The organism is Vibrio celticus (assembly GCF_024347335.1).
Lineage (GTDB): Bacteria > Pseudomonadota > Gammaproteobacteria > Enterobacterales > Vibrionaceae > Vibrio > Vibrio celticus.
Window position 1 is genome coordinate 3,041,090 of record NZ_AP025463.1, and the last position, 20,177, is coordinate 3,061,266.

General features: G+C 45.4%; 12 protein-coding genes, 1 pseudogene and 1 other annotated feature. Of the genes and pseudogenes, 5 read left to right on the plus strand and 8 right to left on the minus strand.

Annotated features, from left to right (window positions below; translation table 11 throughout):
* Positions 1–32 precede the first annotated feature (32 nt).
* From thrC to thrA, 3 genes are read right to left on the minus strand one after another with little or no spacing between them, the layout of a single operon-like run.
* Complete coding sequence (gene thrC / locus OCV19_RS13670; RefSeq protein ID WP_017059314.1) at positions 33–1,316, minus strand: threonine synthase; 1,284 nt, start codon at positions 1,314–1,316, stop codon at positions 33–35.
* Positions 1,313–2,269, minus strand: a complete 957-nt coding sequence (gene thrB, locus OCV19_RS13675) for a homoserine kinase (RefSeq protein WP_065676751.1) — start codon at positions 2,267–2,269, stop codon at positions 1,313–1,315. Before thrB ends, thrC begins: the two co-directional genes overlap by 4 nt.
* Before the next feature lie 17 nt (positions 2,270–2,286).
* Complete coding sequence (gene thrA, locus OCV19_RS13680) at positions 2,287–4,746, minus strand: bifunctional aspartate kinase/homoserine dehydrogenase I (RefSeq protein ID WP_065676730.1); 2,460 nt, start codon at positions 4,744–4,746, stop codon at positions 2,287–2,289.
* A 29-nt stretch (positions 4,747–4,775) separates the two neighbouring features.
* Positions 4,776–4,894 (minus strand) — a sequence feature (Thr leader region).
* A gap of 317 nt (positions 4,895–5,211) precedes the next feature.
* Between thrA and OCV19_RS13685 the strand changes: the two genes are divergently transcribed.
* Positions 5,212–5,670 (plus strand): ribonuclease regulator, encoded by a 459-nt coding sequence (locus OCV19_RS13685; protein ID WP_065676729.1) that lies wholly within the window; start codon positions 5,212–5,214, stop codon positions 5,668–5,670.
* Positions 5,671–5,781: 111 nt separating this feature from the next.
* Here OCV19_RS13685 and OCV19_RS13690 read toward each other — a convergent pair whose 3' ends face one another.
* Entirely contained in the window at positions 5,782–6,267 is a 486-nt protein-coding gene (locus tag OCV19_RS13690) for a putative 4-hydroxy-4-methyl-2-oxoglutarate aldolase (RefSeq protein ID WP_017059310.1), read from the minus strand.
* A gap of 47 nt (positions 6,268–6,314) precedes the next feature.
* Between OCV19_RS13690 and OCV19_RS13695 the strand changes: the two are divergent.
* Together OCV19_RS13695 and arcA are read left to right on the plus strand one after the other, a co-directional pair.
* Positions 6,315–6,416, plus strand: a pseudogene (locus OCV19_RS13695) (ribonuclease activity regulator protein RraA); the annotation flags it as partial.
* 429 nt (positions 6,417–6,845) lie between these two features.
* Complete coding sequence (gene arcA / locus OCV19_RS13700; RefSeq protein ID WP_004741534.1) at positions 6,846–7,562, plus strand: two-component system response regulator ArcA; 717 nt, start codon at positions 6,846–6,848, stop codon at positions 7,560–7,562.
* 136 nt (positions 7,563–7,698) lie between these two features.
* Here arcA and OCV19_RS13705 read toward each other — a convergent pair whose 3' ends face one another.
* The 4 genes from OCV19_RS13705 to OCV19_RS13720 all read right to left on the minus strand — a co-directional run bounded on the left by OCV19_RS13705 (position 7,699) and on the right by OCV19_RS13720 (position 13,490).
* Complete coding sequence (locus OCV19_RS13705) at positions 7,699–8,142, minus strand: hypothetical protein (protein ID WP_065676728.1); 444 nt, start codon at positions 8,140–8,142, stop codon at positions 7,699–7,701.
* 7 nt (positions 8,143–8,149) lie between these two features.
* Positions 8,150–10,519, minus strand: coding sequence for an aerobic respiration two-component sensor histidine kinase ArcB (arcB, locus tag OCV19_RS13710; protein ID WP_048606756.1), 2,370 nt, complete (start codon positions 10,517–10,519; stop codon positions 8,150–8,152).
* Positions 10,520–10,693: 174 nt separating this feature from the next.
* Positions 10,694–12,445 carry a sensor domain-containing diguanylate cyclase gene (locus OCV19_RS13715; RefSeq protein WP_065676727.1) on the minus strand — a complete coding sequence of 584 codons (1,752 nt, stop codon included), beginning with the start codon at positions 12,443–12,445 and terminating at the stop codon, positions 10,694–10,696.
* 91 nt (positions 12,446–12,536) lie between these two features.
* Positions 12,537–13,490 carry a TIGR01212 family radical SAM protein gene (locus tag OCV19_RS13720; RefSeq protein ID WP_017059306.1) on the minus strand — a complete coding sequence of 318 codons (954 nt, stop codon included), beginning with the start codon at positions 13,488–13,490 and terminating at the stop codon, positions 12,537–12,539.
* A 530-nt stretch (positions 13,491–14,020) separates the two neighbouring features.
* On the opposite strand from OCV19_RS13720, the gene gltB reads away from it, so the two are divergent.
* Positions 14,021–18,568, plus strand: a complete 4,548-nt coding sequence (gltB, locus tag OCV19_RS13725) for a glutamate synthase large subunit (protein WP_065676726.1) — start codon at positions 14,021–14,023, stop codon at positions 18,566–18,568.
* Positions 18,568–20,037: a glutamate synthase subunit beta gene (locus OCV19_RS13730; RefSeq protein WP_048606749.1), complete on the plus strand. Its 1,470-nt coding sequence runs from the start codon at positions 18,568–18,570 to the stop codon at positions 20,035–20,037. The genes gltB and OCV19_RS13730 overlap by 1 nt, the downstream gene beginning before the upstream one ends.
* Positions 20,038–20,177: the final 140 nt, after the last annotated feature.

The following is a 20,177-nucleotide window of genomic DNA, read 5'->3' on the forward strand; positions in this document are numbered from 1 at the left end:
CCGTTTTTATTTGTTCGAAAAACAAATGGACGTTACGGTTGAACTCGACGAAGCACAGCTTTTAGCGCTTCAAAATCGTTATCAAGATCTTCAGACAACAATTCCATCGCCGCGTGTTTTGCTAGCGGGCCAGGCAGTTCGATATCAGAACCTAAGATGTCATCAACCACTTCTTTAAATTTCGCTGGGTGTGCTGTACACAGGAACAAGCCAGTTTCGTTCTCTTGCAGTTGCTCTTCCAGTAGACGGTAAGCAATCGCACCATGTGGTTCACATAGGTAACCTTGTGCTTTTAGGTCGCGAACTGACTCAGCGCTCTGCTCGTCAGATACTTTACCTTTGCCTAGTGTATCTAAGCCCCAACCTTTCAGTTGGCAAAGTTCTTCGATACGAGGCCAGTTGTTTGGTTGGCTTACGTCCATCGCGTTCGATGTTGTCGCAACAGTCGGTTTTGGATCCCATTGGCCTGTTTCTAGGTAACGAGGAACCGTGTCATTTTCATTGGTTGCTGCGATGAAACGCTTAACAGGTAGACCTAGCGCTTTAGCCAATAGACCAGCTGTTAGGTTACCAAAGTTACCACTTGGTACAGAGATAACGAGGTTTTCACGTTGCTCTTTAGTCAGCTGAGAAGCCGCCTCAAAGTAGTAACAGATCTGAGCCATTAAACGGCTGATGTTGATCGAGTTTGCTGAGTTCAAGCCAATTTCTTTACGCAGTTCAGCGTCATCAAATGAGTCTTTAACTAGCGCCTGACACGCATCAAAGTCGCCATCAATCGCCACCGTGTGGATGTTCTTACCAAGCGTACAGAACAGCTTCTCTTGCAGCGGGCTGATCTTGCCTTTCGGGTAAAGAATCACAACATTAATGTCTTCCATGCCGTAGAAAGCATGCGCAACCGCCGCACCAGTATCACCTGATGTTGCCGTTAAGATAGTGATTTGACCACCATCAGAAACAGCTGCTAAAGATTGAGCCATAAAGCGGCCGCCGAAATCTTTAAATGCCAGTGTTGGACCGTGGAAAAGCTCAAGCGCGTAAACGCCATCTTTTACTTGGTTGATTGGTGCAGGGAATTGGAACGCTGCATCCACCATTTGGTCGATCTGTTCTTTTGGTAATTCATCACCAATCAATGCTGACAGAATCTTTGAGCTACGAGGGACAAAGTCCTCTGCTAGCAGCGCATCGATATCATCAAACTTTGGCAGTTCAGATGGGAAAAATAGACCTTGATTACGGCCTAAACCTTGACGAACGGCTTGGCCAAAAGAGACTTGTTCATCATTTTCTTTGATGTTGTACAGTTTCATAACTCACTTCCTGTAACGATCGAACCCTGCTTATCTAGGCGACAAACGTGAACGAATCCTTCTTCATTTTGTACGTAATTTTGTTCTAACCAGCGTGCAACACGCTCGGCGACATCTAGTTCTTTGCAAATGCTAAATAGAGTTGGACCGCTACCAGAAATACCAGTAGCCAGTGCCCCAGCCGACAGCGCGTATTTACGAGCATCAGCAAACCCTGGAAGCAGTTTCTCACGATATGGTTCAGCGATCACGTCTTTGATCATCTTCGCAGCCAGTTCAGGTTGACCTGAATGACACGCGTGGATAAAGCCCGCTAAGTGGCGACCATGAGCAATGATATCCTGACGACGATATTGAGATGGTAGGATCTCTCTCGCTTCCGCCGTTGAAACCTTAATCCCCGGATAAGCCATCACCCAGTACCAGTCATCAAAACATGGGACTTCTTGGCTAATGATGCCTAGCTCTTCAAGCATTAATTGCACGCCACCAAGGTAACATGGCGCAACGTTATCGTAGTGGATACCGCCTGAAATCTTACCTTCCATTTCGCCCATCAGAGCAAGCAGTTCAGTTTCATTCAGTGGCTGACCGTGAAAACGGTTTAGCGCATCCAGTGCCGCGACAATTGAACATGCACTAGAGCCCAAACCTGAACCGATAGGCATGTTCTTTTCTAGCGTCATTTCCAAAGGCTTTAGCGTAACGCCTTTTTTATCAAGCTCTCTCGAGAACACCACCCAGCAGTCGTAGACGATGTTTTCTTTTGCTTCAGTTGGCAGCTTAGAAACAAAGCTGCCTGCTGTTTTAAGTGAGAATGGTTCATCACCGGCTTTAACCATAACTCGGTCACCCAGCAGTGTGCCATCCACTGGAGACACAGCGGCCCCCAGCACATCAAACCCTACACTGACATTACCGATTGATGCAGGAGCATAAACGACAACATCCATATCACTTGAACTCATTCCTAAACTCCTAATTTCCAACCAAGAGTACGCATCACATCAGAGAATACGCCAGCTGCTGTTACTTCAGTACCCGCGCCGTAGCCACGCAGTACTAGAGGGATTGGTTGGTAGTAACGGCTGTAGAATGCTAATGCGTTCTCGCCATCTTTAATCTTGAACATTGGGTCGTCGCCATCAACAGCAGCGATACGAACCTTACACTTGCCTTCAGCGATTTCGCCAACATAACGAAGTACTTTGCCTTCTTCTGCTGCGATAGCTGACTGCTCTTTGAAGTAAGCATCCGCTTCTGGTAGGCGAGCCATGAACTCTTCAACCGTACCTGAATCATCAAAACCCGGTGGCAGAGCTTGGTCTACTTCAACATCTTCAAGTTCAAGCGCCATGCCTGCTTCACGAGCAAGAATAAGCAGCTTACGCGCCACATCCATACCAGATAGATCATCACGAGGATCCGGTTCAGTGAAACCGTTATCTTTTGCAATATTGGTTGCTTGGCTTAGTGTCATACCTTCATCAAGCTTGCCGAAGATGTAAGACAGTGAACCTGAAAGAATGCCGTTGAACTTCTCCAGCTCATCACCTGCAGAGATTAGGTTCTGTAGGTTTTCGATTACCGGTAGACCAGCACCTACTGTTGTCTCGTACATCAGCTTACGACGTGAGTTACGTGCAACTTCACGAAGCTGATGATAGTAAGCCATGCTTGCTGTGTTTGCTTTCTTGTTTGGTGTTACCACGTGGAAACCAGCCGCTAGGAAATCAGCGTACTGCGCTGCAATACCTTCGCTAGACGTACAATCAACCAATACAGGGTTGATGATGTGGTTACGTTGAACCAAAGCCGCTAAACGCGCTAGGCTGAATTCTTCAGTCGCACTCGACATACGGTCACGCCACTGCTCTAGCGGTAGACCATCGCTGTCTAGCAACAAGCCTTTACTGTTTGCTAAACCACATACGCGAATCACGATGCCTTTTTCAGCCAGTTTGCCCTGCTGACGCTGGATTTGGTCAACAAGCTCACCACCAACACCGCCAACACCCACAACGAATACGTCAAGGAAGTGCTTAGAGTTAAATAGGTTCTCGTGACACGCTTTGATGGCTTCAGAGATTTTATCTTCAGGGATAACCGCTGAGATAGCGCGCTCTGAAGAACCTTGCGCGATAGCAACAATGTTGACGTTCACTTCAGCTAAAGAAGAGAAGAACTGAGATGCTACGCCACGTGAAGTGCGCATACCGTCACCCACTAGCGTTACAATCGCAACGTCATCCATGAACTCAACCGGCTCTAACAGGCCATCTTTAAGTTCAAGTTCAAACGCGTCTGACAACACTTGTTTCGCTTTCACTTTGTCAGCGGATTCAATACAGAAGCTGATGCTGTACTCAGAAGAAGATTGAGTAATAAGGACAATAGAAACGCCAGCAGAAGACATCGCGCCGAATACACGACTCGCCATACCTACCATACCCTTCATACCTGGGCCTGATACGTTAACCATGGTTAGGTTGCTTAGCGTCGTAATACCTTTAATTGCTAGGTTATCTTCGCCAGTGTCTTGGCCAATCAAAGTACCCGCACCCTGTGGGTTGAAGCTGTTTTTGATCAGACAAGGAATATGGAATTGTGCGATAGGCGCGATAGTTTTCGGGTGTAGAACCGAAGCGCCAAAATAAGAAAGCTCCATCGCTTCTTGGTAGCTTAATGACTTAAGAAGACGAGCATCATCGACCAAACGCGGGTCACAGTTGTAAACGCCGTCTACATCTGTCCAGATCTCACAGCAATCAGCACGTAGACACGCCGCTAGAACTGCAGCTGAATAATCAGAGCCGTTACGGCCAAGTGTGACTAGCTCACCTTTATCGTTACCAGCTGTAAAGCCCGGCATGATATTTACGTGACCTTTAGGAAGTGGCGACTGACGGAAGTTCTGAGTTGAAACATCCACATCGACCATAGCTTCAAGGTGATCACCTTTAGCGTATAGGTATTGAACCGGATCAATCAGGCTTGCTGGTTGGCCTTTCGCTTCAAGTACCGCTTTCATCAACTGGATTGAGATTCGCTCACCTTTACTGATGATGCGAGCATTAACATGGTTCGGGCACATACCCAGTAGGTTAATGCCGTTTACGAACTGTTTTAGCTGAGCAAGAGAAGTATCGACCTGCTCTTGAAACGCAGAACCATCAATAGAAGGAACAACGGCTTGAATATCTGCAAACAGTGCAGCGAATGAGGATTCGATCTCTGTAATCTGTGCGTCTGCTTCACCATTTTTAAGTGCAGCTTCAATTACAGCGACCAACTTATTGGTTGTTTTTCCTGGAGCCGATAGTACAACGGCTAGCTCTTCTTGCTGGGCATTATTAGCGATGATATCAGCCGCTCGTAAAAAACGATCTGCATCAGCTAATGATGAACCTCCAAACTTTAAAACGCGCATCCCTTTCTCCATAAGTCATAAAAATGGTACAAAAAAAGGCCTGTATCTTGTTGGATACAGGCCTTTTTTTTAAAATCCGTTACTTAGCAGCCTGCCCCAACAATGTTAATGTCGGTAATAATAATGGTTGTGGTCATTACTAGGTGGCTTACGTGCTGCATATCAAATTCTCTGCTTGTGCTTTACTCTACGTGTATCAATTTTTACCACTGGACGTCAATGAAAAGTTGCGTTTTTTTTACATTCACACCGTTTTTCAGAGCAAACCGTCATTTAAGGGATAAAACACCCTGTATAAACCTTCACTTAAGATGCTGGATTTACTCATTGAACAAGCAAGAGTAATCAGGTGCATATATAGTCATAACAAAATGCTATATCGATTGTGCAGCGAACGTACAAGTTCTGTGCTTTAATTGAACGATAACGTTCGAAGAACAATAATAATGACATCAGGAGTGGGAAATGAAGAGATTACTTATTCTTTTGGCTTTTGCTATGCCTGTTGTTTGTTCAGCGAATAGCTTGCCTCTACTACCCAGCCAGATCGATAGTTCTTCTCATAGATTCTTTATCTCCACACAAAACGCGTCGAGTGAAAGCTTCGATACTTGGAAGATAGACAGTGGCTACTCTTATAGCTTGTTTTCAGATGTGGATCTTTACGTCGGTACACGTATCAATAGTGCGGCACTAAAACAGGAGAGTGGATTCTTGAGCGGTGTCAGTTATCAGTTCTCAGAAAGAGTCTCTTTCAACAGTTCTCTGCACACCTATAAAGACGAAACCGAAGACAATGAGAAATCGGTAGCCGCAGAGGTTTCCAGCCGAGTGCAACTGACAGATAACCTAGATTTGCATGCCACCCTTGATTATGAAGAGTGGCAGCAAGGTGTTGAAGTGGGATTAGGGTTTCGCTTTTAGTGTCTTTAGCTTGTTCTTTATTAACTGATTGGTGCGGATGAGATCCAAGCTTTCAGCACATCACAAACCATTCCCCGATCTAATCTATCAACGGCATTCAATTTGAGTCAGTTACGATTCAATTAACAGCTCAGATGAAATTAACACGCCATTCCAATCGGCATAAATATAGTCACCAGGCTGAATCAGTTGATTATGTATAGAGAGTGTCACATTCACTTGGCCAACACCGCGTTTCTCTGTTTTGAATGGCGATGCACCTAACGCCTGAACGCCAAGGTCCATTTGCGACATCATGCCTACATCACGCACCGCACCGTTTACAATCACGCCTTCCCAACCGTTTTCTATCGCGAGAATAGCGAGTTGATCGCCAAGCAGCGCCTTCTGGCATGAGCCATTTCCGTCAACGACAAGCACTTTGCCACAGCCGTCGGTCTCTAAAACCTCGCGAACCTTGGAATTATCGTGATAACAACGAACTGTTACAATTTTTCCAAAGAACGCACCACGTTGGCCGAAGTTCTGCAATGGCATGTTCAGTAGGGTGACTTCGCTTTCAAACTCATCACACAAGTCGGGTGTTATATCGTGCATATATCCTCCGTGAGTAAGGCGTTACCGGTTATCTCCGGCTAGCCTTTATGCTTTTATATGTTATTAAAATTAATCCTTTGTTTTCATTGTTCTATGCTCAATTTATTACTCAATAAAAGTTGATTGAGCATATTTATCTACTAGACTCTTAAGACAGCTTTCAGCTTCCTTGGTTCATAATCCGGTCTTTAGCAGGCAAGATGTGAGAAGCATCTCGAATAATCATTCTTGTTTTGGTGCTAAATAGTCACCATAACATTGGTTAAGTTGTAGCCATACTATTAAAGTTTGTTGCGATACGGCAATTGATGTAAATCAACAAAGTGAATGGAATTAACATTCTCGCGTTGTTAGCATGCTGTTAACATTATAGAATCCACTCCAATCACTAAAAGAATGATTGAAAGGCGTACTGGATCTACGTTATTGGGCAATACTTCAAGGAAGGCAGATAGCTGGAAGTAAGTGTTTTTTTGAAAACTTTAAGTTATCATCAAAAATACATTACCTGTATGTTATGTTTTTGCCTAGAATTTATTCTATTAGCACAGTTTCGTCACAAATTTAGGTACCGCCAAATGCAAACCCCGCAGATTCTTATCGTTGAAGATGAGCAAGTAACTCGTAACACTCTAAAGAGTATTTTTGAAGCAGAGGGATATGCTGTTTTTGAGGCTAGCGACGGTGAAGAGATGCACCAAGTGCTGTCTGACAACCAAGTTAACCTTGTAATTATGGACATCAACCTTCCAGGTAAGAATGGCCTACTACTTGCGCGTGAACTACGTGAGCAAGCAAACGTAGCGCTTATGTTCTTAACTGGTCGTGATAATGAAGTTGATAAGATCCTTGGCCTAGAGATCGGCGCTGATGACTACATCACTAAGCCTTTCAACCCTCGTGAACTGACTATCCGTGCACGCAACCTTCTGAACCGTTCAATGAGCACAAGCTCTGTTCAAGAAGAGAAGCGTAGCGTTGAGAAGTACGAGTTCAACGGTTGGGTACTAGATATCAACAGTCGTTCTCTGGTTAGCCCAGATGGCGAAGGCTACAAGCTACCTCGTTCAGAGTTCCGTGCTCTACTTCACTTCTGTGAGAACCCAGGTAAGATCCAAACACGTGCAGATCTTCTTAAGAAGATGACTGGCCGTGAGCTTAAGCCACATGATCGTACTGTAGACGTAACAATCCGTCGTATTCGTAAACACTTTGAATCTGTTTCTGGTACGCCAGAAATCATTGCAACGATTCACGGTGAAGGCTACCGCTTTTGTGGTGACCTAGAAGACTAATTCGATTCGCGCTTCTGACCATTTAGCACTACTCACCAGTAAGTACTTTGAACATTAGAAGCGTCATCAATAGTTATTAAAAAGGGAGAATGCCAACGCATTCTCCCTTTTTTATTGTTCTTAATTGGATAAGGTTTTAGTAAACCGTATCCACCTTAACGTCTTTCTCTACTAACCACTTCACGGTTTCGCCATCTTTAAGTTCCACCGCTACATCAACAAGCTTGTCACTGTCGATTTCTAGCTGCCATACAAACGCGACTTCCCATTGAGTTTCACTGTGTGTTCTTAAATCAAGATCGTCAGCCGTTACCAACAAGGTGTCTGCACCCTGTTTAACCGTAACACTCTCAACCGCAAGCGTTGCTGGCAGTTGTGAGTCTGACTCTAGGTAGATAGAACCATGCAGGGTCTTATCTTGAGTCTCGCCAATCGTTGGCATCTTGTTGTGCCAAAGGTTGCTTTTCATGGTAACTGTTGCTGCAGATACTTCGACTTGATTATCTTGCTGCCATTCTACTTGTGGCGTAGAACAACCCGCTAATGCCACTACACATGCGGCGAATGCTAATTTTTTCATTATTCTTCTACCTTTGGTTTAACCAACTCTTTAAGACTTCAATGTCATTCTGGTATTCGTTATTTATCTCATCAACCCAATCTGAAATGTTCTCCCACCACGCAGGCATATCTGGAGATTGAGCTTTCTGGGCAACTTGTTGGATGCGTTTCAGGCCAATAGAACCTGCTGCACCTTTAATCTTATGTGCTTCAGAAACGATACTGGCTTTATCTTTCGCGACCATGTTGGAGTTCAATATTTCCATATACTCCGGCATCATATCTTCGAACATCGCGATGCTATCCAAAACCGGTTTAGGTCCAACAATATCAACATAAGACTCTAGCATATCAATATCAAGCAAAGTGGTATCAATTGCTGAAAGAACAGGCTTACTCGCGTCGACTTTATCAATGCTCTCAACCTTATCCGTGCCCGCTACCTTCTCAATTACCTCTGGTGCATCTTCGATAAGTTCGCTTATGACATCTTGAATAGCTCGAACCGACAAAGGTTTGCTGATCGCTTCGTCCATGCCTTTCTGGAAGTACTCTTGCTTGTTGTTTAACACGTTCGCAGTTAATGCCACCAAAGGTGGTAGCTGACTGTATTTCTCGCGGTAGTATTGCGCAATGTCGAAACCGGTCATGTCTGGCAATTGGATATCCAGCAGTACCAAGTCATAGTCTTCAGGGTTGAAAGCAATTTGCGCCTCTTTACCCGTCATCACGACGGTCACTTCATGGCCAAGGCTTTCAAGTAGAGAGCGAGCCACTGTGATATTGAGTTCAATGTCTTCGACCATAAAGATCTTAAGATTCGATTGCTTTCTTGGCGTTTTGATCAGTGCCTGAGTATCGTGATTCACTGGAACTCGAATCGAAACCGTAAAGGTACTACCAAAGCCCTCTTCACTGGTGACTTCAATGTGGCCATCCATCATATTGATCAGCTGTTGAGAGACAGCAAGACCAATTCCGGTGCCGACAGCGTGCAAGTTGTCCGTGCCCGATTTCACCTGATAGTACATCGCGAAGATCTTCTCGATTTCACTTTCAGGGATACCAATACCAGTATCTTCCACTTCCATTGTAATGTTGGCAAAGTCACCATCAATGTCGGCGCTGACTGTCATCACCACACCACCATCTTTGGTGAACTTCATCGCGTTACTAACAAGATTCCACAGTACCTGTCGAAGACGAGTACCATCCACCTCAACAGCAGCCGGAAGATCAGACAACCTTTCTAGATCGAACCTTAACCCTTTCTGCTCGGCCATCAATGCTGAGATACTTTCGATCTCGACAACGAAATCTTCAAAGTTAATAGGCGTAGGGAAGAGTTCAAGCTTACGGCGGTCGAACTTATCCATATCGATAATATCGTTGAAAATATTACCCAGTGTCACCGCGCTCACCTTGATAGTTTGCATCTGCTTGCGCTGTTCGGTGGTCAGCTGGCTATCGAGCAACATGCGACTCAAGCCAATAATACCGTTGAGTGGCGTTCTTAATTCGTGGCTAATGGTTGAGATAAAGGTGGTCTTATCACGGCTGGCTTTTTCTAGCGACTCTTGGTGCTCTTTGCGCTCAGTGATATCGCGGCCAAAACCAACCAAGCCCAAGTGACGACCATCTTTGCTGTAGAAAGGCACTTTACGCAGTTCGAAGTAGCTCTTACGGCCATCTGGGTATTCAAGCCATTGGTCATAAGTCAGTGCTTGGTTGTCAGCAAATACTTTCTTATCGGTTTCAACAACTTGCTGAGCGACCTCTTTGCTGTAAACATCCCAAGGCGTTAAACCAACTAGCTCTTTTTCTGTTTTACCAGTGAGCTCTTCAACCGCACGGTTACAACCAGAGAACACACCATCTTCATTACGGTAGTAAATAAGGTCAGGCGAGGCATCGATAAACGAGCGTAACAGTGCAGTACGTTCTGCGAGTTCAAGCTGAGTACGCTCGCGCTGGAACACCTCGTTTTCGAGATCTTGCATTGCTTCTGCGCGCGCTTCTTCCGCTTTTTCACGCTCTTCAATTTCTTGATTAAGCTTCTCGATATTGAGCTGCATTTTATTGTTGAGTTCTTGGTCTCGCTCACGCATGTCGCCAAGTTTAGAGACCAATTTCGCTAACCTTTGACGTGATTCTTCCAACTGGTCCACGACCACTGACAGAAAATAAACCGCCCAAGGCGTGATCACTAAACCGAAGAAAACTGAACGGACAATGTCGATGTCATCAACATTGCCTTTGAGTGCGAGGGTGATACCGACTTGCACAACAACAGCGAGGGCAACAAGCGCTAGGGCGAGTAAGATAGAAAAGCGGACAATCCCCAGTTTTACGAGTAGATCCACGTAATACTGGGCAAGATTTTTCATGGGTTTCATTTAGCGCTCCATGCGATAAGACTAGCAACATTCTACCCTGTTTGAAGATGGGAGGTAAGCTAGCTACATCACACGCAGCAAGTGTTCAGCGGTAATTTCGAAGGTTAATTAACCAATACAAATACTAACTAAGCAAAAATAGCCGGGGATAATCAAATTGCCAATTTTATAGCGTTAGCGAATTGAATATGGATGCACCATTGAACGGTTGCGACCGTCTGATTTCGCTTGATACAACGCACTATCAGCCAAGGCAACAGCCGATTCCATTTCATCATCAGGTGTAGGAATGTAAGAGATAATACCAATACTCACCGTGATGAATTCAGAGACTGTCGACTTCTCATGCGCAAGTTCCAATTTTAGGACTTCGTCATGAATACGCTGCGCCACCAGCTGAGCACCTTCGGTCGTTGTATTTGGCAGAATAAAGCCGAACTCTTCACCACCATAACGAGCCACACAATCAGATGAACGATTCAACACCTGCTTAAATGCCTGAGAAACCTGAATCAAAGCATCATCGCCTTGTTGGTGTCCGTAAAAGTCGTTGTAGCCTTTAAAGAAGTCGATATCACATAGCATGATCGTCAGTGGCAGCTTATCACGCACATGATAATGCCACAGTGTAGAGAGCTGTTCATCGAAACGACGTCGGTTAGAAACTTTAGTCAGGCTATCCATAAAGCTGAGGCGTTCAAGTTCAAGGTTGGCTTCTTCAAGCTTTTGTTCTGCTAGATAACGCTCTGTAATATCACGCGCCATGATCAACACACCATTAGTGCTCGATGCTGGATCTCTAAACGGTGATTTGACTACATCATACCAAGTAAATGCTCCATCACTTGAGACCACTTTGTCGATATAACGCAGCGATTTACTTTGATGAAGCACTTGATGATCGGTTTCTGATATTCGCGTATAGATGCTATGTGGCACCACATCTTGTAAACGCTTACCGATCAAGTCACTGACTTCAGAGATACCCAGCGCAGCCACAAATGGTTTATTACACGCTTGATAAACCATGTTTTCATTAAAGATACCAATCGAGTCTGGGCTGGCCTCCAGGATGTTTTGCAAGATGGTGTCACGCTGCGCAAGTGCCACTTCGGTATCTTTTCGCTTCTCCATTTCGCCACGCAGCTTCTGCTGCATGTCATGCCAATCGGTCACATCATGGCTAATAGAGAGCGTACCTATGGTTGATCCGTCTTGTGAGAGCAAGACACTTTGGTAGGTTTCAAGCAAGCAGCTTTTTCCATCTTGATCTGTAGTCCAAGAGCGTTCACTTACACGACCTTTTAATACTCCACCAGAAACACTCAGGGTGCCCTCTTCAGCACGACCATGCCAAAACTTTTTAAACGAGCGATTACTCGTCACTAACTGACCTTTCTGATCTTTCACGTAGATCAGCTCAGACAAAGAATCCAAAGCGGTACGAGCAACATTCAGTTCTCGAACTTCTTGGGACAGTTCTTCGTTAGTGTTTTTATAAGGTGAGGCGTGAATCATCCAAGCCTGCTTATTTCTAAAATGGATCTTACGACCGATCAAGTTGATCTTGAACGACTCAAATTCAGAAAGCGCCCACAGGGAGACCTGTTCGAAGGCTCGAGAGTTGATGTGGTTGGTTAAGTAGTGACGAAAGCTGTTCTCGCTTTCCACAGTAGGAAAGCGAAAATTAACACCGATTTGGCGGATACCGAGCAACTGCATGGCTTGGCGATTGGCATAAAGTATTTCGCCACTTCGAACATCAACAAAGTAGAGTGGCGACGGGGTAGCAAGTAGAAGCGTTTCGATATGCGACTGATAACGAGAATAGAGATGCCAGCAGATGAGAGCAATCAGCAATACAACAACGATATAAATACCGTAGCCATACGCCCTGTCCCACAACCAAGTCATTACCAGTTCCATTTACTCTCAATCTATACCATAAAATCTGTGAGGGAAATGTTACCACTATTTGTTGGTTTTATCTGCTGTTACCTACAGTCACCCATTTCTATTAATTGGCTGCGTTTAAAACAGGCAACGTGTACTCGAATGCAGAGCCCGTTTTGATGCCTTGAGCACCGGTTTTATCGAGCGAACGACCTATTTCAGTCATCGCTAACCAGCGATTCTCACACCATAAAGGAGAAAGCAACGTTGGGCGTCTCGCCGCTGAAGAAACACGGTGATAAACCACGTCCGCAGGCGTGCGTTGAATGATCTCACTCGCGATATCAATGTACTCTTCAAGGCTTGGTGCTTCTAGCTTTCCTGCCTTCCACGCCTTAGCCATGGTACTGCCCTCTACTATATGAAGGCCGTGCAGCTTAATACCATCGGTGCCAACGGCTAATACCTTGTCTAAGGTTTCAAGGTTATCCGCTTTGGTTTCTTTTGGTAGGCCAACAATCAGATGAGTACACACCTTGATACCTAAAGCGCGTGCGCGTTGGGTGATCGTTTCATACACTGCAAAATCGTGGCCGCGGTTAATTCGCTTGAGGGTTTTATCATTGGCGGTTTGCAGGCCAAGCTCGAGCCAAATCTCATAGCCTTGTTTAACGTAGCCCGCTAACAGATCCAACACCGCATCAGGCACACAGTCTGGTCGCGTACCAACACAAAGGCCGACGATCTCTGCACCGGGTGCTTTTAGCGCCTCTTCATACATATTCTTGAGCACTTGCACCTCAGCATAAGTGCTGGTGTACGCCTGAAAGTAAGCCAGGTACTTCTTGGCACGAGCAATCTCACCCGCACGATCTTTTAGCTGGTCAGCAATACTTTGAATTTGAGTTTGTTCATCGGCAAAGGAAGCCACGTTACAAAACGTGCAACCTCCACGGCCAATTGTCCCGTCTCGGTTTGGGCAGCTGAAACCACCATGAAGCGTCAGCTTGTGAACCTTCTCGCCATAACGGCGTTGAAGGTCTTGGCCGATAGTATTGACCAACTCGTGTAATTGCATATTTTCAAAGCACTCAAGTAAATAAGAATGAATATCAGTCTTTTTTTGAAAAAAAATTACATCCCTGCAAAATTCGACCAATTAGTTTACTCAAGGCTTTTTGCGAGCAACCTAACAAATATCAATAAACATGCAAAAAATCGGCTCTATTTGCCTAATGTTGCACATTTGTTAGGCATTAAATTCAAAATAAAACGAAAAAAATGGTCTACATGGGTCAACTTTCATTGCAATTCGCCTAGACAAAATTGTAGGATACTTACACATATTGGCTATTTTTGAGTATTTACTTACAACGAAAACTTGCTAATAAGTCGGTGATATCTAACTCCTACCTATATAAACCACTAGTTTGTGGTTAAAAATAAACAGGTATCACTAAGGATTGTTTTTCTCGCAATACTTTTCCTGCGAGATACGGAAAGGATTCAAACCGCCAGCATAGGCAGGTTTAGACCCATAAATATAAAAGGACAAGGCTGACTTTATACAAATAAGTTGCGCCTAGATTTAACTGGAAGGATGTATCTATGGTAGATCAAGAGCAGAACTCACAGGGTCTGTATACTCCTGAATTGGAGCATGACGCTTGTGGTATCGGTTTTGTTGCGCATCTAAAGAATCGCAAATCTCATGATGTAGTAACTCAAGCACTCGATATGCTTGCACGTATGGAACACCGTGGCGGTCAAGGTTGCGATCCGTGTTCTGGTGATGGTGCAGGTATCCTGCTACAGAAGCCGCACGAATTCTTACTAGAAGAAGCCGTAAAGCTTGGAATTAAACTGCCATCTTTTGAAAAATATGGTGTTGGTGTTGTACTTTTCCCTAAAGATGAATACAAACGTGCACAGTGTCGTGACATTCTAGAACGCAATGCACAACGCCTTGAGTTAGAAGTTATCGGCTACCGTGAACTTCCAACTGACAATTCAATGATTGGTGCTGACCCATTAAGCACTGAACCTCAATTTGAACACGTATTTATTTCTGGCGGCCCTGGTATCACACCAGAAGAGCTTGAGCGTAAACTGTATGTTCTACGTAACTACACCGTTCGTGTATGCCTAGAAAGCGTTTCAAATATCGGTGATGACTTCTACATCAACTCTATGTCTTACAAGACATTGGTGTACAAAGGCCAGCTAACAACTGAACAAGTTCCTCAGTACTTCCTAGACCTGCAAAACCCAACTATGGTGACAGCTCTAGCACTTGTACACTCTCGCTTCTCTACCAATACATTCCCTCGTTGGCGTCTAGCTCAGCCTTTCCGTTACATCGCGCATAATGGCGAAATCAATACGGTTCGCGGCAACCTGAACTGGATGAAAGCACGTGAAGCAATCCTAGAATCGGATCTGTTTACACAAGCTGAAATCGACATGCTGCTTCCTATCTGTCAAGAAGGTAGCTCAGACTCATCAAACTTCGATATGGCGCTTGAGCTACTTGTTCTTTCAGGTCGTACTCTGCCACATGCGTTGATGATGATGATCCCGGAAGCATGGCAAGAAAACAAAAACATGGATCCAACTCGTCGTGCGTTCTACCAATACCACGCGAACGTAATGGAACCATGGGATGGCCCAGCGTCAGTATGTTTCACCGATGGTGTTCAAGTTGGTGCAACTCTTGACCGTAACGGTCTGCGTCCTTCTCGCTACACAGTAACTAAAGACGACTTCCTAGTGATGGCGTCAGAGTCTGGTGTTGTTGAGATCGCACCTGAAAACGTTGAATATCGTGGTCGTCTACAGCCTGGTCGTATCTTCGTTGCTGACCTTGAGCAAGGTCGCATCATTTCTGATGAAGAAGTGAAAGACGGTATCGCTAAATCGCAACCCTACGAAAAATGGGTTGAAGAGAACCTTCTGAGCTTGAAAAAGCTACCCGATGCGAGCAACGAATTTAACCAACCTTCTCCAGAGAAACTGCTTCACAAACAACAATCGTTTGGTGTGAGCTCTGAAGAAGTAAACGAAATCATTCTCCCTCTTGCAAAAACAGGCTACGAGCCACTTTCTGCAATGGGTGCTGACTGGCCGCTAGCGATTCTTTCTCATCAATCGCAGCACCTTTCAAACTACTTTAAGCAGTTGTTTGCACAAGTAACTAACCCGCCGATCGACCCAATTCGTGAGCGTATGGTTATGTCTCTGAACACTTACCTAGGTAAAGATCAGAACCTACTTGCTGAAACACCTGAGCACTGTCAAAAAGTGGAACTTGAGTCTCCTGTTCTTTCTAACTCAGAGTTAGAGAAACTGCGTGCAATCGATAATGAGCACCTTCAATCGAAGACGCTGGATATCGTATTCCAAGCAAACGGAGACCAAGGTAAGTTAGAGCGCGCACTTAAACGTATCTGCCAATATGCAGAAGATGCGGTTATTGATGGCTACTCTATCATCCTACTGACTGACCGTGCGGTTAACTCTAACCATGCCGCTATTCCAGCAATGTTGGCGGTTGGCGCGGTTCACCACCATCTAATCCGTAAAGGGCTACGCGCTAAGTGTGACATCGTTGTTGAAACGGGCGATGCTCGTGAGACACACCACTTTGCAACCTTAATCGGTTACGGTGCAAACGCAGTTAACCCATACCTAGTTATCGAAACGATTGTTGAACTGCAACGTACTAAGAAGCTAGATCCAAACGTTCATCCACGTGAGTTATTCGATAACTACCGTAAGGGTGTTAACGGCGGTCTATTGAAGATCTTCTCGAAGATGGGTATTTCTACGCTGCAGTCTTACCACGGCGCTCAAATCTTTGAAGCACTTGGTGTTAGCAAATCAGTGGTTGAAAAATACTTCACAGGTACTGTTTCTCGTATCCAAGGTCTAACGATCGACGATATCGCACGAGAAGTACTGGTTCGTCACCGTGTTGGTTACCCAGCTCGTGAAATCCCAGCTCAGATCCTTGATGTTGGTGGTGTTTACCAATGGAAACAACGTGGCGAGAAACACTTATTCAACCCAGAAACGATTTCTCTACTTCAAGAATCGACGCGTAACAAAGATTACGGTCAGTTCAAGAAGTACGCAAAAGCAGTTGATGACCAAGGCGACAACGCAGCAACGCTACGTAGCCAACTGGACTTTATCAAGAACCCTGCAGGCTCTATTCCTCTAGCAGAAGTAGAACCAATCGAGAACATCCTTAAGCGTTTTGCAACCGGCGCAATGAGCTTTGGTTCAATCTCGCATGAGGCTCACTCAACACTGGCTGTTGCGATGAACCGCATTGGCGCGAAATCAAACTCAGGTGAAGGTGGTGAAGATCCAGCACGTTTCGAACGTAAAGAAAACGGCGACTGGGAACGTTCAGCAATCAAACAGGTGGCTTCTGGTCGCTTTGGTGTAACGTCTTACTACCTATCTAACGCTGATGAGCTACAAATCAAGATGGCTCAAGGTGCGAAACCGGGCGAAGGTGGTCAACTACCTGGTGATAAGGTTGATGACTGGATCGGCGCAACGCGTCACTCGACTCCGGGCGTAGGTCTTATCTCGCCACCGCCACACCACGATATCTACTCAATCGAAGATTTGGCTCAGCTGATCTACGATCTGAAAAACGCGAACCGTAACGGTCGTGTCAACGTGAAGCTAGTATCAGAAGCTGGCGTAGGTACGATTGCATCGGGTGTAGCGAAAGCGAAAGCTGACGTGGTACTTATCGCAGGTTTTGATGGTGGTACGGGTGCATCTCCGATGTCTTCTATCCGTCATACCGGTCTGCCTTGGGAGCTGGGTCTAGCGGAAACGCACCAAACACTACTGAAAAACGGCCTACGTAACCGTATCGTTGTTCAATCTGATGGTCAGATGAAAACACCACGTGATCTTGCAGTAGCAACGTTACTTGGCGCTGAAGAATGGGGCGTAGCAACAGCAGCTCTAGTGGTTGAAGGCTGTATCATGATGCGTAAGTGTCACAAGAATACATGTCCTGTTGGTATCGCTACACAGAACAAGACTTTGCGTGAACGTTTCGACGGCCGCGTAGAAGACGTAGTCACTTTCTTCCAATACATGGCTGAAGGTCTGCGTGAAGTAATGGCTGAACTTGGCTTCCGCTCTATCGATGAGATGGTTGGTCAATCGCACAAACTTAAAGTTCGTGACGACATCGGTCACTGGAAGTACAAGAACCTAGATCTAACACCTGTACTGCACATTGAGCAGGCACGTGAAGAAGATGGTATCTACAACCAGACGCAACAAAACCACAACCTAGAAGACGTTCTAGACCGCAAGTTGATTCAAGCTGCGATTCCAGCTCTTGAGAAAGGCGAAGCCGTGAATGCGAGCTTCCCTATCATCAACACGGACCGCTCTGCTGGTACCATGCTGTCGAACGAAATCTCGAAGGTTTACAAAGACCAAGGTTTACCACAGCCAATGAACGTTAAGTTCCACGGTAGTGCAGGTCAATCGTTCGGTGCGTTCCTTGCGAAAGGCGTAAAATTCGAAGTAGAAGGCGACGCGAACGATTACTGGGGTAAAGGTCTGTCTGGCGGTACTTTGGTACTGTACCCAGATGCGAAATCTACTATCGTTGCTGAAGACAACATCGTTGTAGGTAACGTATGTTTCTACGGTGCGACTTCAGGTGAGTCTTTCATTCGCGGTATGGCTGGCGAACGTTTCTGTGTTCGTAACTCTGGTGCGAAGGTTGTTGTTGAAGGCGTTGGTGACCACGGTTGTGAATACATGACTGGCGGTGTCGCGATTATCCTTGGCTCAACAGGTCGTAACTTTGCTGCTGGTATGAGTGGCGGTGTGGCTTATGTTTGGGATAAAGCGGGTGATTTCGAAACCAAGCTTAACTCTGAACTTGTAGACCTAGATCCAATTGAACAAGAAGATAAAGATCTTCTACTAGATATGCTAACGAAGCATGTTGAATTCACAGGAAGTGAAGTTGCTCAGTCTTTCCTAGACAACTTTGAAGCAAGTGTTGCATCGCTAGTTAAAGTAATGCCACGCGACTACAAAGCGGTTCTTGAAAAACGTAAAGCTGAAGCACAACAGGCACAAACGGAAGAAGTGGAGGCAGTATAATGGGTAAGCCTACTGGATTTTTAGAACACGGTCGTGAGCTTCCAAAGAAGCTCGACCCGTCAGTTCGAATTGAAGACAACAAAGAGTTCGTACTCAACGAAGAGTTTGGTGAAAAGATCAATACTCAAGCCTCTCGTTGTATGGACTGTGGCGTACCTTTCTGTCACAACGGCTGTCCGATTGGTAACATCATCCCAGAATTCAATGATGCGGTTTACCGTGACAGCTGGGAAGAGGCTTGGAACATTCTAAGCTCTACCAACAACTTCCCTGAGTTTACAGGTCGTGTTTGTCCTGCTCCTTGTGAAAGTGCCTGTGTTCTTGGTATCAACCAAGACCCAATCACTATCTGTAATATCGAGAAAACGATTGTAGAAACTGCGTACCGTGAAGGGTACGCAAAGCCTAAAACACCACGCTCTCGCACAGGTAAAACTGTCGCAATTATCGGTTCAGGCCCTGCTGGTCTAGCCGCAGCTGAGCAGCTAAACAGCGCTGGTCACTCTGTAACGGTATTTGAACGTGACGAGAAAGTCGGTGGTCTACTTCGCTTCGGTATCCCAGATTTCAAACTGGGTATGGACGTAATTGATCGTAAGATCAACCTAATGGCTGAAGCAGGCGTTGAGTTTAAAGTTAACCAACACATCGGTGTTGATGTTAATGCTCAACAGTTACGCCAAGAGTTTGATGTGGTATTGCTAACGGGTGGTTCTACGGTTCCACGCGACTTACCAATCCCAGGTCGTGAGCTAGAAGGCGTTCACTTTGCCATGGAATTTCTTGGTCAAAACAACCGCCGTGCTAACGACTTAGACCTTAAGACAGAAGAGATTCACGCTAAAGATAAGCACATTGTGGTTATCGGTGGTGGTGATACTGGTTCTGACTGTGTGGGCACATCAAACCGTCATAAGGCAGCAAGTATTACTCAGGTTGAGATCATGCCGATCCCACCAGAGAAGCGCCCTGCAAACATGCCTTGGCCTCAATACCCAATGATCATGAAAACCACAACTTCTCACGAAGAAGGTTGTGAGCGTCACTGGAACATCTTAACCAAAGAGTTCATCGGTAACGAGCAAGGTCAAGTGACGGGTCTACGTATTGCTGACATCGTTTGGCAAGATGCGAAACCAGGTGAGCGTCCAGGCTTTGATGAAGTAGCGAACTCTGAACGTGTTATTCCTTGTGACATGGCATTCCTCGCAATGGGCTTCTTACACCCGGAGCCAACCGGCGTGCTTGCTCAACTAGACATTAAACTGGACGAGCGCGGTAACGTCGCTTCTGAAGGTTTTGCAACGAACCAGAAAGGCGTTTTCGCTGCTGGTGATATGCGTACTGGTCAATCTCTAGTTGTACGTTGTATTAATGAAGGTCGTGAATGTGCAATTGCCATTGATGACTTCTTAATGGGTAACTCAAACTTAGAAGCGAAAGCTGATTCACTCATGCTTTCCGCATAATATTTCTCGGGCTAACGTCGATGACGTTAACCTAGAGGAAAAGCAACACCCTTCCTAACTTTTATATTTGGCTAGCACTCGATGCTAGCCTTTTTTCTATCTGGCATTTGTCGTTTTCAAAATCATTCTGTTGTATATGT